Source organism: Mycobacterium heckeshornense (assembly GCF_016592155.1).
In the GTDB taxonomy this organism is placed as follows: domain Bacteria; phylum Actinomycetota; class Actinomycetes; order Mycobacteriales; family Mycobacteriaceae; genus Mycobacterium; species Mycobacterium heckeshornense.
This window is the reverse complement of record NZ_AP024237.1, coordinates 2466104-2481967: the sequence shown is the minus strand read 5'-3', so window position 1 is coordinate 2481967 and position 15864 is coordinate 2466104. Positions and strand designations below refer to the sequence as shown.

General features: G+C 66.1%; 11 protein-coding genes, 1 pseudogene and 2 riboswitches. Of the genes and pseudogenes, 10 read left to right on the top strand and 2 right to left on the bottom strand.

What is annotated here, in order from left to right:
* Window positions 1-11 precede the first annotated feature (11 nt).
* The 8 genes from MHEC_RS11880 to eccA all read left to right on the top strand — a co-directional run bounded on the left by MHEC_RS11880 (window position 12) and on the right by eccA (window position 9389).
* Window positions 12-1226: a PPE family protein gene (locus MHEC_RS11880; RefSeq protein ID WP_082169989.1), complete on the top strand. Its 1215-nt coding sequence runs from the start codon at window positions 12-14 to the stop codon at window positions 1224-1226.
* A 108-nt stretch (window positions 1227-1334) separates the two neighbouring features.
* Window positions 1335-1631, top strand: a complete 297-nt coding sequence (locus MHEC_RS11875; protein ID WP_003920670.1) for a WXG100 family type VII secretion target — start codon at window positions 1335-1337, stop codon at window positions 1629-1631.
* 29 nt (window positions 1632-1660) lie between these two features.
* Window positions 1661-1945, top strand: coding sequence for a WXG100 family type VII secretion target (locus tag MHEC_RS11870; protein WP_003918926.1), 285 nt, complete (start codon window positions 1661-1663; stop codon window positions 1943-1945).
* 85 nt (window positions 1946-2030) lie between these two features.
* Window positions 2031-2942, top strand: a complete 912-nt coding sequence (locus MHEC_RS11865; protein WP_048892521.1) for an ESX secretion-associated protein EspG — start codon at window positions 2031-2033, stop codon at window positions 2940-2942.
* Between the two features lie 172 nt (window positions 2943-3114).
* Window positions 3115-4623: a type VII secretion integral membrane protein EccD gene (gene eccD / locus MHEC_RS11860; protein WP_048892520.1), complete on the top strand. Its 1509-nt coding sequence runs from the start codon at window positions 3115-3117 to the stop codon at window positions 4621-4623.
* Window positions 4601-6358, top strand: coding sequence for a type VII secretion-associated serine protease mycosin (mycP, locus tag MHEC_RS11855; protein WP_048892519.1), 1758 nt, complete (start codon window positions 4601-4603; stop codon window positions 6356-6358). The genes eccD and mycP overlap by 23 nt, the downstream gene beginning before the upstream one ends.
* Window positions 6355-7560: a type VII secretion protein EccE gene (gene eccE, locus MHEC_RS11850; RefSeq protein ID WP_048892518.1), complete on the top strand. Its 1206-nt coding sequence runs from the start codon at window positions 6355-6357 to the stop codon at window positions 7558-7560. Before mycP ends, eccE begins: the two co-directional genes overlap by 4 nt.
* Window positions 7557-9389: a type VII secretion AAA-ATPase EccA gene (gene eccA / locus MHEC_RS11845; protein WP_048892517.1), complete on the top strand. Its 1833-nt coding sequence runs from the start codon at window positions 7557-7559 to the stop codon at window positions 9387-9389. The genes eccE and eccA overlap by 4 nt, the downstream gene beginning before the upstream one ends.
* A gap of 8 nt (window positions 9390-9397) precedes the next feature.
* Here eccA and MHEC_RS11840 read toward each other — a convergent pair whose 3' ends face one another.
* On the bottom strand, window positions 9398-11122 hold the full coding sequence (locus MHEC_RS11840) for a potassium channel family protein (RefSeq protein WP_048892532.1): 1725 nt from the start codon (window positions 11120-11122) through the stop codon (window positions 9398-9400).
* A gap of 77 nt (window positions 11123-11199) precedes the next feature.
* Window positions 11200-12870, bottom strand: a complete 1671-nt coding sequence (locus tag MHEC_RS11835) for an NRAMP family divalent metal transporter (protein WP_235434889.1) — start codon at window positions 12868-12870, stop codon at window positions 11200-11202.
* 480 nt (window positions 12871-13350) lie between these two features.
* Window positions 13351-13522, bottom strand: a riboswitch (M-box (ykoK) riboswitch).
* A 297-nt stretch (window positions 13523-13819) separates the two neighbouring features.
* A riboswitch (M-box (ykoK) riboswitch) is annotated at window positions 13820-13992 on the top strand.
* 290 nt (window positions 13993-14282) lie between these two features.
* Between MHEC_RS11835 and MHEC_RS11830 the strand changes: the two genes are divergently transcribed.
* Complete coding sequence (locus MHEC_RS11830; RefSeq protein ID WP_048892515.1) at window positions 14283-14582, top strand: PE family protein; 300 nt, start codon at window positions 14283-14285, stop codon at window positions 14580-14582.
* Between the two features lie 26 nt (window positions 14583-14608).
* Window positions 14609-15848, top strand: a pseudogene (locus MHEC_RS11825) (PPE family protein).
* Window positions 15849-15864 lie beyond the last annotated feature (16 nt).

The following is a 15864-nucleotide window of genomic DNA, read 5'->3' as shown; positions in this document are numbered from 1 at the left end:
GGCTTATCTCGATGTTGGATTTCGGGCTGTTGCCGCCGGAGATCAACTCCGGGCGGATGTACGCCGGTCCGGGATCGGGGCCGATGCTGGCCGCCGCGGCGGCTTGGGACGCACTGGCCTCGGAGCTGTATGCGACGGCGTCGTCGTACGGCTCTACGATCGCGACACTGACCAGCGGTTGGACCGGGCCGTCATCGGCATCGATGGCGGCCGCGGCCGCGCCGTACGTGTCGTGGATTAGCGCCACCGCGGCCCAGGCCGAGCAGACCGCCACCCAGGCCAAGGCGGCCGTGGCCGCCTACGAAGCGGCGTTCGCGATGACCGTGCCCCCGCCGGTCATCGCGGCCAACCGCGCGCTGCTGATGATGCTGATCGCGACCAACTTCTTCGGCCAGAACACGCCGGCGATCATGGCCACCGAAGCCCACTACATGGAGATGTGGGCGCAGGATGCCGCGGCCATGTACGGCTATGCCGGTGCGTCACAGGCCGCCTCGACACTCACGCCGTTCGTCCCGCCGACGCCGACCACCACTGAAGGCGCAGCTGCCTTGCAGGCCGGAGCGGTTGCGCAGGCCGCCGGCACCGGGGCGGGCACCAGTGCGCAAACCGTGTCGCCGCTGGCATCGACGACGTCAATGCCACTGAGCGCCACGACATCCGCGCCGCTGGCCGCGTCGTCGTCCTCGTCGGGCACGCCGCCACTGTCGACGTTGACGGGTCTGACGACGTCGTCCACGGCGTTGACCTCCGGCGCCGGGTTGGCCTCCTCCGGGGCGGGCTCGTCGGCGTCGCTGGGCGCGTCGGGCGCATCGATGCTCGGCTCGGCCGGCTCGCTGATGCGGTCGGTGACTCCCGCGGTGAGCATGTTCGGCAACTTCCAGGCCGTGGGCTCCGCGCTGGGCAGCGGCTCCGGCGCGCTGGCCTCACCCGGCCTCGGCGGCGCCGCGGTCACGGCGGGCCTGGGCCGGGCCACATCGGTCGGCGTGCTGTCGGTGCCGCAGAGCTGGGCGTCGGCCGCTCCGGCGTTCAATCCGGTCGCCTCATCGTTGCCGGCCAGCACCGCCAGCGCCGCCGCCCCGGCCGTCGGCTCCACCAACCCGGGAAGCATGCTCGGTGCCCCGCTGGCACCGCTGGCCGGCCGCAGCGGGCCTACTCCGGTGGCGTCTACGCCACGATTCGATGTCCGTCCCACCGTGGTGCAACGCCCGGTCTACGCCGGTTAGGAAAGGGGGCCAGCCGTGTATTTCCGGGCCGGCGGTTACGCCATCACGTAGCCCGTCCGGCCACCACATCCATCACAGCCAGCTGATTTCGAGCTAAGGAGATATCAGATGCCAACTCGGTTTATGACCGATCCGGACCAGATGCGGGCGATGGCGGGCCGTTTCGACGTGCACGCTCAGACCGTGGAGGACGAGGCCCGCAAGATGTGGGCGTCGTCGGTCAACATTGCCGGTGCCGGCTGGAGCGGGTCTGCGCAGGCCACCTCCTACGACACCATGAGCCAGATGAATCAGGCGTTTCGCAACATCGTCAACATGCTGCATGGGGTGCGGGACGGGCTGATCCGCGACGCCAACAACTACGAGGCCCAAGAGCAGGCGTCCCAGCAGATCCTGAGCAGCTAGCCACCAGAGCCGTTAGGAGGACTTAGACCATGACGATTAACTATCAGTTCGGCGACGTCGACGCGCACGGTGCCACGATTCGGGCGCAGGCGGCGGCGTTGGAGGCCGAGCATCAGGCGATCATCCGTGACGTGCTGGCCGCCGGTGACTTTTGGGGTGGCGCCGGGTCGACGGCGTGCCAGCAGTTCATCACCGAGCTGGGCCGCAACTTCCAGGTGATCTACGAGCAGGCCAACGCCCACGGCCAAAAGGTGCAAACCGCCAGCAGCAACATGGCCAGCACCGACAGCGCCGTCGGCTCCAGCTGGGCCTAACCACTCACCGCAGGCGCGGCAGCACACCTATGATTCGGTGTGCTGCCGCGTCCTGCAGTGTCCGAGTACGCCAACAGGAGCAGCCATGGATCAGCAGAGCACCCGCACCGACATCACCGTCAATGTCGAGGGCTTGTGGTTGCTGCAGGCGTTGCTTGACATCCGCCACGTCGCACCCGAACTGCGGTCCCGGCCCTTCGTCTCCACCGAGTCCATGGACTGGCTCAACGAGCATCCGGGCATGGAGGTGATGCGCGAACAGGGCATCGTCGTCGATGACAACGTCAACGAGCAGGTGGCCGAGCGGATGCGGGTGCTGGCCGCGCCTGATCTGGAGGTCATCGCGCTGCTCTCGCGGGGCAAGCTGCGCTACGGCGTCATCGAACCGGAGGAAGGACAGGAGCAGCCGGTCGGCTCGCGCGACATCCCGGACAACGAGTTCCGCGTGGTGCTGGCACGCCGCGGAACGCATTGGGTGTCGGCGGTGCGGGTGGCCGACGAAATCACCATCGACGACGTCGCGATCACCGACACCCCGTCGATCGCGGCGCTGGTGTTCGACGGGCTGGAGTCCATTCACCACGCCGAACCGGCACAGATCAACGCGGTCAACGTGCCGCTGGACGAAATGCTGGAAGCCACCAAGGCCTGGCAGAGCGCCGGGTTCAACGTCTTCTCCGGCGGGGATCTGCGGCGGTTGGGCATCAGCGCGGCCACCGTGGCCGCACTCGGGCAGGCGCTGGCGGATCCTCAGGCCGAGGCGGCGGTGTACGCGCGACAGTACCGCGACGACGCGAAAGGCCCCAGCGCGTCGGTGTTGTCGCTCAAAGACGGGTCGGGTGGTCGTATCGCGCTCTACCAACAGGCCCGCACCGCCGGTTCGGGCGAAACGTGGCTGGCGATCTGCCCGGCCACTCCGCAGCTGGTGCAGGTAGGGGTGAAGACCGTTTTAGAGACCCTTCCCTTCGGCGAGTGGAAAACGCATCGAAGAGTTTAACAACACACGTCGAATATGCGACATGCCAACAACTTTCACTTGCGTATTCGGTCGGGATGCAGACTCAGCAAAATACCCTAGAATTGGCTCGATGACCGGAATCGGCACGACTAATTAGAAATTGCGAGGCGAAGCAGATGGATTCACTATTTATTGACCGGGCTGCGAAGCGATGACTGCGATAGTTGAAGCGCCGCAGCCTGGCGCCGAAGCAATCGCCTCGCCTCAGGCGGCGGTGGTGGCCATCATGGCCGCCGACGTTCAGATCGGCGTGGTGCTGGACGCCCACGCCCCGATATCGGTGATGGTCGACCCGCTGCTGAAAGTGGTCAACACCCGGTTGCGCGAGCTCGGGGTAGCACCGCTGGAAGCCAAGGGGCGCGGCCGCTGGATGCTGTGCCTGGTCGACGGCACACCGCTGCGGCCAAACCTGTCGCTGACCGAACAAGAGGTCTACGACGGCGACCGGCTGTGGCTTAAATTCCTCGAAGACACCGAACACCGATCCGAGGTGATCGAGCACATCTCGACGGCGGTGGCGGCCAACCTGTCCAAGCGTTTCGCCCCGATCGACCCGGTTGTTGCGGTGCAGGTCGGCGCCACGATGGTGGCGGTCGGTGTGCTGCTGGGCAGCGCCCTGCTGGGGTGGTGGCGCTGGCGGCACGAATCGTGGCTGCCGGCGCCGTTCGCGGCGGTGATCGCGGTGCTGGTGCTGACGGTGGCGGCGATGATTCTGGCCCGGTCAAAAACCGTCCCCGATCGCCGGGTCGGCGACATCCTGCTGCTGAGCGGCCTGGTGCCGCTGGCCGTGGCAATAGCCACCACCGCCCCGGGACCGGTTGGCGCGCCGCACGCGGTGCTGGGCTTCGGGGTGTTCGGTGTCGCCGCCATGCTGGTCATGCGGTTCACCGGCCGCCGGCTGGGCATCTATACGGCGCTGGTGACGCTGTGCGCCGCGGCGACAGCCGCGGGGCTCGCCCGGATGGTGCTGCTGACCAGCGCGGTGACGCTGCTGACCTGCGTGCTGCTGGCCTGCGTGCTCATGTACCACGGTGCCCCGGCGCTGTCGCGCTGGCTGTCGGGCATCCGGCTGCCGGTGTTTCCGTCGGCCACCAGCCGGTGGGTGTTCGAGGCGCGGCCCGACCTGCCGACCACTGTGGTGGTTTCCGGTGGCGGGCAACCCACCTTGGAAGGCCCCGCCTCGGTGCGCGATGTGCTGTTGCGCGCCGAGCGGGCCCGATCGTTTTTGACCGGCCTGCTGGTCGGGCTCGGCGTGCTCACAGTGGTGTGCCTTGCCGGCCTGTGCGATCCGCACGCGGGGCGGCGCTGGCTGCCGCTGCTGCTGGCCGCGTTCACCTTCGGGTTCTTGATCCTGCGCGGCCGCTCGTATGTAGACCGTTGGCAGGCAATAACTTTGGCAGCGACGGCGGTACTGATCATCGCTGCCGTCGCGGTGCGGTATGTGCTGGTGTCGGGTTCACCCGCCGTGCTTTCGGCCGGCGTGGCGGTACTGGTGTTGCTTCCCGCGGCCGGATTGACCGCGGCGGCGGTGGTGCCCAACACCATCTACAGCCCGTTGTTCCGCAAGTTTGTGGAGTGGATCGAATACCTGTGCCTGATGCCGATTTTCCCGCTGGCGCTGTGGCTGATGAACGTCTATGAAGCGATCCGCTACCGGTAAGGGTCGGCGGTGGTGTGGCCGGGCGCTCGGGGCAACCGCAACCACGCTGCTGGTGGCCACGGGTGGCCTGGTCGGATCACCGTCGGCGGCAGCGATCGCTCCCCCTGTAGTCGATCCGGGAGCGCTACCGCCTGACGGTCCGCCGGGACCTGCACAACCGATGAGGCAGAGCTCGTACTGCACCGAGGTAGGGGTGTTGCCGGGCAGCGACTTTCGGGTGCAACCGAAATATATGGACATGCTGAACCTGCCCGAGGCGTGGCAGTTTGGCCGCGGCGGCGGCGTCAAGGTGGCCGTCATCGACACCGGCGTGACCCCTCACCCGCGGCTGCCACACCTGACTGCCGGTGGCGACTACGTGATGGCCGGGGGCGACGGGTTATCCGACTGCGACGCCCACGGCACGATGGTGGCGTCGATGATCGCCGCGGCGCCGGCAACCGGCGCGGCGGCAGCCGAGCCGCCGGCGCGCAGGCCGCTGCCCGTTCCCACCAACGAGCCGCCGCCGCCACCTCCGCCGCCGCAGACCATCACCATGTCGGTACCGCCGCCGCCACCGCAGACCATCACCATGGTGCCGGCCCCGCCTCCGGAGGAGGCTCCCGCTCAGCAGCCGGCGTTCCCGTGGCTGCCGCCGCCGCCGAAGGCACCGGGCGCGGTCAATCGTGGGCATGGAAGCGTCACGGCGCCAAGCTATTCCGGTGGCCGACGGGTGGTCGGCGCAGACCGCATGCGACCCCGCGAGCCAGCTCCGCCGCAACCGCCCGCAGCCCCGGATGCGTTCAACGGGATAGCCCCGGATGTCGAGGTAATTTCGATTCGCCAGACGAGCCAGGCGTTTACCGCCAAGGAGCCATTCGGGGGAGACGAGGACCCGCAGACACGACAAAAATCCGACGGCATTCGCACCATGGCCCGCGCGATCGTGCACGCCGCCAACATGGGAGCCTCGGTGATCAATATCTCCGACGTGACATGCATGAGCGTGCGTAATGTGCTCGACCAAGCCGATCTCGGTGCGGCAGTCCGTTACGCGGCGGTCGACAAAGACGCCGTCATCGTCACCGCCGCCGGCGACACCAGCAAGAAAGACTGCAAGCAGAATCCGGTCTTTGATCCGTTGCAGCCCAACGATCCTCGTGACTGGAATGGTGTGAACACGGTCGTGACGCCATCGTGGTTCAGTGACTACGTGTTGACGGTGGGCGCGGTGGATTCCTCCGGGGCGCCGATGGCCAACATGAGCGTGGCCGGACCGTGGGTGTCGATCGCGGCGCCGGGCACCGACATCGTCGGCCTTTCACCCCGCGACAACGGCTTGGTCAATGCTGTTGAGGGACCGGAGAATTCGCTGCTGGTACCGTCGGGCACCAGCTTTTCGACGGCGATCGTGTCCGGGGTGGCGGCATTGGTGCGCGCCAAATACCCGCAGCTGTCGGCGCACCAGGTCATCAACCGGTTGATCCGGACCGCCAGGGCCCCGGCTCGGGGCGTGGACAACCAGGTCGGCTATGGGGTCGTCGACCCGGTGGCGGCGCTGACCTGGGACGTGCCCGACGGTCCGGTGAAGCCGCCGGAACGGTTGTCTGCGCCGCTGAATCCGCCCCCGCCGCCGCCGCCCCGCAACATGGCGCCGGTGTGGGTGGCTGCCGGTGGGCTGGCCGCCGCCCTGCTGGTGGCTGGCGCGGTGGTCGGCGGCGCGGTGTTGATGCGGCGACAAGGGAGGCAGCCATGAGAGCACAGCGCAGGTTCGGACTCGACCTGTCATGGCCGCGGCTCACCGTGGTGTTCCTGATCGACGTCGCGGTGCTGGCGCTGGTGAGCAATCTGCCGGACGCGTGGCAGGCGAATCACATCGCCTGGTGGACTGGTGTCGGGGTGGCAGCGCTGGTGACGGTCGTCGCGGTCGTCACTTACCGGCGCACCCCACTCGCCTCCGCACTCGTTGCCCGGGTGCTGGACCGGTTTGTCGACCCGGAAATGACCCTGACCGAGGGATGCACGCCCGCCCTCGACCATCAGCGTCGTTTCGGCCGCGAGGTGGTCGGTATCCGCGAATATCAGGGCCAACTGGTGGCGGTGGTCGCGGTGGAAGGGCATGAGGAGGCGCCGTCGGGAAGGCACCGCAACCGCGACGCGACACCGGCGTGGTTGCCGGTGGAGGCGGTGGCGGCGCGGATGCGCCAGTTCGATGTGCGTCTTGACGCAATCGACATCGTGTCGGTCGGAACGCGCCGCGCTTCCGGCAGCGACGACATCTCCGGCGTGGACTTAGACGACACCGGGCCGGTGGAGGCCCGTCATCCGCTCGACGAGCATCACACCTGGCTGGTGTTGCGCATGGATCCGCAGCGCAACGTTGCCGCGGTGGCGGCACGTGATTCGGTGGCTGCCACCTTGGCGGTCGCCACCGAGCGGCTGGCCAATGACCTCAACCGCCGGCGCTGGACGGCGCGACCCTTGACTGCCAGCGAGATCGACGACATGGACGCCACGGTGCTCGCCGGTCTGCAGCCGGCCCACGTCCGTCCGCGGCGGCGCCGCCTCAAATACAAGCAACCCGAAGGGTACAAGGAATTCGTCACGAGTTTTTGGGTCTCGCCACGCGACATCACTTCGGAGACACTGGAGCGGCTGTGGCTGCCTGACACCGAGGCCACCGCGGTGACGGTTCGGCTGAGGCCACGCCACGGCGGGGTTGAGGTGTCGGCGTGGGTGCGCTATCACAGCAGTCGGCGGCTTCGCCGAAGCGTGTGGAGTGGACTCAACCGGCTCACCGGTCGCCAACTGGACGCGGTGTGCGCCAGCATGCCGGTTCCGGCACGACGTCCACGGCTGGTGGTGCCCGCTCGTGAGTTGCGTGACGGTGACGAGCTCGCCGTCCTGGTCGGCCAGGCACCGGCGCCGTCACCCGGCCAGGCGGTGGCGACCCGATGAGCAGTCCGCAAGCTGCCGCCACCGATGCCCGCAACGCGATGGTGGCCGGCCTCTTGGCGTCCGGCATTTCCGTCAGCGGACTGCAGCCCAGCCACAATCCGCAGGTGGCGTTGAAGATGTTCACCACCGCCACCACGATCGATCCGGGCATGTGTGATGCCTGGCTGGCGCGGGTGCTAGCCGGCGATCAAAGCATCGAGGTGCTGGCCAACGCGTGGGCGGCGGTCAACACATTCGGCTGGGAGATCCGCCGCCTGGGGCTCACCGACTTGGAGTTTCGTCCGCAGGTCTCCGACGGCCTGTTCCTACGGCTGGCAATCACCAGTGTGGACTCGCTGGCCGCCGCGTACGCAGCGGCTCTCACCGGCGCACAACGCTACGAGGAGGCCGCGCGGCTGCTCGACGAAACCCAGCCGCGCCAGCCCCTCGACGCCGAACTGGTGCGATATGTGCGCGGCTTGCTGCATTTCCGCACCCAGCGCTGGCCCGACGTGCTGACTCAGTTCCCGCCGGCGACCCCGTGGCGTCAACCCGAGCTCAAAGCCGCAGGCGCCGCAATGGCGACCACCGCGCTGGCCTCACTTGGGGTGTTCGAGGAGGCCTGCCGGCGCGCCGAAGAGGCGATCGAGGCCGACCGAGTGCCCGGTGCGGCCAACGTCGCGATGTACACCAAGGGCATGTGTCTGCGGCATCTGGGTCGCGAAGAAGAAGCCGTCGAGCTGCTGCGGCGGGTGTACTCGCGTGACGCCAAGTTCGTCCCCGCCCGAGAAGCGTTGGACAACCCCAACTATCGACTGGTCCTCACCGACCCGGAAACCATCGAAGCCCGTACCGATCCATGGGATCCCGACAGCGCGCCCACGCGCGAACAAACCGAGGCGGCGCGTCACGCCGAAATGGCCAAGAAGTATCTGGCCGAAGGCGATGCGGAGCTCAACGCAATGCTCGGCATGGAGAAGGCCAAGCGCGAAATCAAGCTCATCAAATCCACGACGAAAGTGAACTTGGCGCGCGCCAAGATGGGCCTGCCGGTGCCGGTGACGTCACGTCACACCCTGTTGTTGGGCCCGCCTGGTACCGGAAAAACCTCCGTGGCAAGGGCTTTCACCAAGCAGCTGTGTGGTCTCGGGGTGCTGCGCAAACCGATGGTGGTGGAAACCAGCCGGTCCAAGCTGCTGGGCCGGTACATGGCAGACGCGGAGAAGAACACCGAAGAGATGCTCGAAGAAGCGCTTGGCGGGGCGGTTTTCTTCGACGAGATGCACACGCTGCACGAGCGCGGCTACCACCAGGGCGACCCGTACGGTAACGCGATCATCAACACGGTGCTGCTGTACATGGAGAATCACCGTGACGAGCTGGTGGTGTTCGGCGCCGGTTACGCCAAGGCAATGGAGCGGATGCTCGAAGTCAATCCTGGTCTGCGGCGCCGGTTTTCGACGGTGATCGAGTTCTACAGCTACACCCCGGACGAGTTGATCGCGCTGACCAAATTGATGGGCCGGGAAAACGAAGACGTGCTCACCGACGAAGCGGTGGAGGTGCTGCGCCCGTCCTACACCAAGTTCTACCTCGAGGAGAACATCTCCGAAGACGGCGACCTGATCCGCGGTATCGACGTGCTGGGTAACGCCGGGTTCGTGCGCAACGTGGTGGAGAAGGCGCGTGACCACCGCAGCTTCCGGCTCGACGACGAGGACCTCGACGCGGTGCTCGCCGGTGACGTCGCGGAGTTCAGCGAGGATCAGCTGCGCAGGTTCAAGGAGTTGACCCGCGAAGACCTCGCAGAAGGGCTCAGTGCTGCGGTTGCCGAAAAGAAAGCCAACTGAGCAGCCGCTCACCAGCGGTCGCGCTGCGCTGCCGTAATCAGCGCGGCGGGTGCCTGCGAGGGTTGCCCCTTGCGCAGCGTGCTCAGCAGTTCACGGTAGGGGCCGACGAGGTAGGCGGTATCGCCGGCCTTGAGCTGGGCGTCGCGGCGTGGGTGCAGCTCCACGGGCGCGTTCGGCCGGGCAACTGCGATGACGCGAGTCTGGGTGGACATCTCGGACATGCGCAGGCCGTCGAGTTCGCTGCCCGCATCGACATGCATGGCGCCGATCATGAAGCAGAGTTGCCCGACCGAAAACGTTCCGAGCACCTGCAAGCCCATTGCGGCGCCGATAAACCAGGGTGCCGCCAGTTCGACGGTGGACCGGACGTTTTCGAAATCAAAGCGTTGCGCGACCGCCAAGCCCAATGCGCGGTCGTAGACGCGCAGCACGATCGGAACGTCGAGCCACCGATTGCGTTCGGGGCCTTCCCGGAAGCCGAGCATTTCGCGAAGCACGATTCCGATTTCGATGTTGACCATGTCGTCACCGGTCAGGACAGCTACCGCACGGGCGCGTTCAACATGCGCAGATTCCAGTGTCTCGCGCAGGGTAGCGTCGCCGAAGACCACCGGCGCGTCGAGCTCAGCCGCTGCCGCCAAGAAGCGATTGCTCTCGTCATGCTCGATCACCGCGACGTCATGTCCGGCTGCGGTGAGATCACGTACGACGCGGATCCCCAGCGCGCTGAGGCCGACGACGATGATGTGGTTACGCAGATAACGCGCGCGTCGGCGTCCGGCGGTATGGACGAAGCGGCGCGACAGCAGCAGGTCGGCGATGAACGCGATCAGAACAGCCGTGGTGGCCATGCCGACGAACATCAGCACGACGCTGAACACCCGTAGCCAGGTGGGCTGTTGGACAAAGCTGACGTCGCCGTAGCCCACCGTCGTGATCGTCTCGGCGCTGAAGTACAACGCGTCAAGCCAGGTCATACCCGGCGGGCGCTGATAGCTGAACCGCAACAGGACAGTCGAGCCGATCAGCAGAACCAGCCCGGCCGCTGATAACGGGAAGAACGCCGGGTTGACGTCGTCACGGATTGTGCGCACGGCGTCACGCACCCGCCGCAACCAGGGTCGGCGTGCGCGTATTCTGCTCGGTTGCGGGAAGGTGATGGAACGGGCAGCCATCTCGTCGGCGGTCCCGATCATCGCTGCCCAGTCGCCGCCGCATACCGACACATCCCGGCCGGGACACACCATCACCTCGTCGCGGTTGGGGGAGTTCTCGCCGCCGATGACCGCCACCGGTGCCAGGTCGCCGTAGAGCTCGCGCAGGGTCGCATCATGCGGCGTCTCGGCGCCCCACACCACGAATTTGACGCCGGCCGCCTCGAACGGATGCACGGCATGTGCCAGACATGCTTCGACGATCGCGGGGGCGACCAGGTCGGCCACGTTCAAAATCGCACCCGGTCCGTTGTCGGCGGCCATAGCTGAGCGCAGGATGTCGTTGGCCAGCCGCGCCACAACGCGCACACGTGGGTTTGCTTTCCTTGCCAGCAAGGCGATTTCGAGATTTGTTGCATCATCGTCACCTGCGCAGACAACCGCAGCAGCGTCGGCGATTGCCGCCGAGGCGAGCTCCCTGTCGCACAGCTTGACAACGCTCGCGCCGGCGCTTTTCAGTTCATTGATGATTGTCGTCGCCAGCGCATCCTCACCGCTGACAAGGATGTGGCCGTACATGCCGTTCGCGGCTCCCATTGCTGAGGTGGAGGCAGGCCCGAATCTTCGCGGGCAGCGATATCAGGGACGTCTTGCTGTCATCCCACGCCTGCCTGGACTACTTTGACGACGACCAACACACCGGCAAGGACGAGGTAGACGCGCAGCGTCAAGAGCCCCGCCCGACGCACCGGAGACATGACCGGGCGAGGTAGGGCTGCCAAAGCAGGCATGCGCCAGGTTGCACGGACTCTGTCCCGGAATGCTTTTCGATCGGCACCGGTCAACTCCGGAAAGTTGTCGAGCTCCTCTAACTGTTCCGGATCCAGTGCGCCCAACGGGACGGTATCGTCCGCAGCACGACGGTCGGTGTACCAGCCGATTGCGAAAACAATTGCCGCGCCGAGGAAGCCGATCACAACTCCGGCAACCAGGCCGCCCTCGAGCGTTTCCGTCGACAGGTTGGGAAACAGCGTCACCGCCGTTAGCATTAGCGACAGCACGACCAGCGACCAGACGATTGCCCAGGCTAAGGCGTTCTGCCGGAAAGTGTTTGCCCATGGCCCCAGCACGGGACGGTCGTTGCACAGCAATACTAAAAACACTGTCGCCGAAGGCAGCAAGATACCGGCGAGAACCTGCACACCCTGGGTGATCAGGCCAAGGACATGATCCGGGCTAAAGGCAACCGCAGCCGACACCGCAAGCAGCGCAGCGTAAGTGCTGTAAAACAGTGGGGCCTCAGTGACCTTCCAGTGCAGCGAATGGGGCTTACCGACGGCATCGCCGAGCGCGTAGGTGGTAGACAGCCCGATCACGTTGGCGCCGACAAGCGAACAGTCCAGCAACACGATCGCAAACAACACGCCTACGGTATGGCCGACGTGGTGGGACAACTGGGAGGCCACCGCTCCCGCGTCGACGAAGTTGCCGGCGTCGTTGGTGCCACGTAAACCGAACGCGGTAGCCGCCATGAGCGCGATACCCCCGCCGATGACACCAACGATCCCTATGGCCAGATCTGCTCTGCCGTAAGGAATCCAGCGTGGCGTGATGCGCTTGTCCACCACGTTCGACTGCTGAAAGAACAGCTGCCACGGCGCCACGGTCGTCCCTACGATCGAGATGATTACCATCAACACGATCGAGTCAGGTTCGCCCGGCAACGACGGAATCAGCCCGCGCGCACTTTCGCCCACGCTGGGATGCACCAGCAACACCACCGGGACAAGCGCCACGTTGGCGGCGATCAGCACGAACATCAACCGTTCCCAGCGGCGGAAGGAGCCACCGGCGACCACCGCGAAGAGCAACACCGCTGCGGTCGGGATCGCAACCGTCTTAGGGCAGCCCAGAAATCCCAGCGCCAGTGAAACACCGATGAATTCGGTGACAATGGTCAACGCGTTGAGGATCAACAAGTCGCCCAGACTGAACGCGCCCCAGAACTTGCCGAACCGTTCGAAAATGAGTCTGGCGTGGCCAACGCCGGTGACCGCGCCCAACCGCAGCACCATCTCCTGGTTGACGTAGAGCACCGGGATCATCAAGACCAAGACCCACAGCAGACTCATCCCGTAGTTCTGACCCACCTCCGAGTAGGTCGCTACACCGCCGGCGTCGTTGTCGCCGATCATGACGATCAGTCCTGGTCCGGTGATCACCATCAGTGTCCGCAACCGCTGCCAGCGGGTCCGGCCCGGCGCCGTGGCGTCCTTGGCGATCCGGCCGAACGCGCCGATGATGTCACCGACGTGGGCGGCGTCCATTGCTGTCGGCCTGGATGCGCCGGCAATCGCCGGGTGCGTCACATCCGGTGCAGTTTGGACTGTGGCGCCATCGGTGGGCGGTGTGCCGACACGTCCGTGTACCTCGGTGGAGATGGAAGTCATCGGCTCCTCGCTATCTAGTGGGAAAACAGAGGACGTTGTGGGAAAGACATTATGGCTCAAGGTATTTCGGCGAACACGACAGCCAAGTCGCGGTGCGGGCGGTGTCCAGGACGTGCAGACGCCCCCGGCCATCCCACACCGTGGCAGGGCGGCGATGGCCGACCTGCGTCAGAGAAGTCCGGGCTCAGGCGACAGCAGAGATGCCGCGGCAGGATCCGGGCGAAGCAGACGCCGAATACCGATACGGACTATCGCTCGAATTCATCTGCGCCCTCACCTCCTTACGGCCGGGACACGCGCGGGTGTCACCCGATCGCAGCACGGCAGGGGATCGCGCACTCGGCGAAAATCTACCGGGCGGCACCCCTCTCGACAGGGCTTTGGCACTGCACGGCGTATCCGGTGTCGTCCGGAAGCCACTTGGGCTCAACCCTTAAGCCGGGAGGAGCTGTCCTGACCCTGGGCGTCTTTCGACGTTCGGGGTCAGTGGCCTTTGTCCGTGCAGACGCCTCACCTAGCGAGGTGCTTGCTCGTTCATGTTGACCTTCCCGCCCGGTGCCCGTCAAGCATTCGGCCAAAATTGCGGTGCGCGCCGTCGCGCGCCCGCACCGCCGTGGTTGGCAGAAGGTGACGCCACCTGGGTCGCTACAGCGGGGCCGGCTCTGGATGCGCGCCCCGCTGTCTGACAACCAAGGGCAGGACCAGTCGTGCTCACACCTGCCGATTCCGGCCGCCTCTCGAGCTCAGCACGCCGGTGCGAAAAGATTGCAGAAGATCACCGCGTCCGGGTTGACTGATGCGGCTTTAAGTGCCACGATGGCCGATGCAAGCACCTCGCTAGGTGAGGCGTCTGCACGGACAAAGGCCACTGACCCCGAACGTCGAAAGACGCCCAGGGTCAGGACAGCTCCTCCCGGCTTAAGGGTTGAGCCCAAGTGGCTTCCGGGACGACACCGGATACGCCGTGCAGTGCCAAAGCTCTGACGAGAGGGGTGCCGCGCCCGGCCACTTCGCCGGGTCGGCCTCACCCCAATGTGCGACGTGACGGCACCCCCGTGTGCCCTGGCCGTGAGGAGGTGAGAGCGAAATGAGTCCTAGTGATAGTCCGTATCCGAGTTCGGTGACCGTTTCGTTCGGATCCGACCCCGGCATTCTTTTCACCGCCTGAATCGGCTTGCGCCGCTTCATTTAACACGCACCGCTTCGTTGGTGAGCGTGCGTGACATTGACGTGCTCTGACACGACCGCACCGCTTTGGGTTCCGTCATGCCTGCGTAAGGAGAATTTCCATGTCTTTTGTGACCACACAGCCGGAGATGCTGGCCGCTGCAGCAGGCGATCTGCAGGGGATTGGCGCGGCGATGGCTGCCCAGAATGCGGCTGTCGCGGCACCCACCACCGGTGTGATTCCCGCCGCAGCGGACGAGGTATCAGCGCTGACTGCAACACAATTCGCCGCGCATGCACAGATGTATCAGGCAGTCAGCGCTCAGGCCGCAGCTGTACATGAATTTTTCGTGCGCGTTCTGGGCGCCAGCGCCAGTTCATATGCGGCTACTGAGGCCGCCAATACCATCGCGACTGGGTGAGGGGGTGCGTTGTGACGGCCTTGGCAATGGATTTCGGCCTCCTTCCGCCCGAAATTAATTCGGCAAGAATGTATTCCGGCCCCGGATCAGGACCCATGCTGACGGCCGCCGCGGCTTGGAACTCTCTGGCAGCTGAATTGCGTTCTACTGCAGCTTCTTACGGTGACGTAATCTCAGCGTTGACCAGCGGGGGGTGGCAGGGCCCTGCTTCGGCATCGATGGCTGCAGCGGCAGCCCCCCTATGTCGCGTGGATGGGTACCACTGCCGGGCAGGCCGAGCAGACTGCGGCACAGGCCACCGCGGCGGCAAGCGCCTACGAGGCAGCGTTCGCCGCGACGGTGCCTCCGCCGGTGATCGCGGCCAACCGCGCGCAGCTGGCCGCGCTGGTGGCCACCAACTTTCTGGGGCAGAACACCCCGGCCATTGCGGCCACCGAAGCGCACTACGCCGAGATGTGGGCCCAGGACGCGGCCGCGATGTATGGCTATGCCGGCGCATCGGCGGCGGCCACCCAACTAACCCCGTTTAACGTGCCGGCGCAGAACACCAATCCCGGCGCATTGGTAGCGCAGTCGGCCGCGGTGAGCCAGGCCAGCGGTAGCGCAGCGGGGACGAGCACGCAGTCGACGTTGTCGCAGCTGACTTCTGCGGTCCCGGCGGCCTTGCAGAACCTGGCATCGCCCGGCGCGTCGACGTCGTCGTCGTCCTCGGGGCTCGGTGGCATCCTGGGCCTGCTGACCGGACAGGGATCGGGGAACTCCGCGCTGGACAACCTCTGGAACCAGTGGGGGCCCAACGCCAATATCTGGAACACCATTTTCTCGTCGGGGTTCTACATGCCCAGCAACACGTTGGGTGCCTTCACAAGTTTGATGAGCGCCGGCGGAGGTTCGGCAGCCGCTGCCGAAGATGCGTTGGGCAACGCGGCGTCCGATGCACTCGGCGGAGCGGCAGCGGCTGCTCCGCTGGGCTCGCTCGGCGGCGTTGGCGGCCTTGGGAGTTTGGGCAGCGGCGTGTCGGCCGCGTTAGGGCAGGGTGCCTCAATCGGACCGTTGTCGGTACCGCCGAGCTGGACTGCGGCGGCCCCGCCGGTGAACGGTCTCGGCGCGGCATTGGGCAACACCCCGCTCGCGACACCGCCGGCCGTCGCGGCAGGGATGCCAGGCATGCCGCTAGCCAACGCCGCCGGTAACGGTACCGCTTCCGCTGCACCGAAATACGGCTTCCGCCCCACGGTGGTGACACGTTCGCCCGCCGCGGGATAACGGCAACACAGTCAAA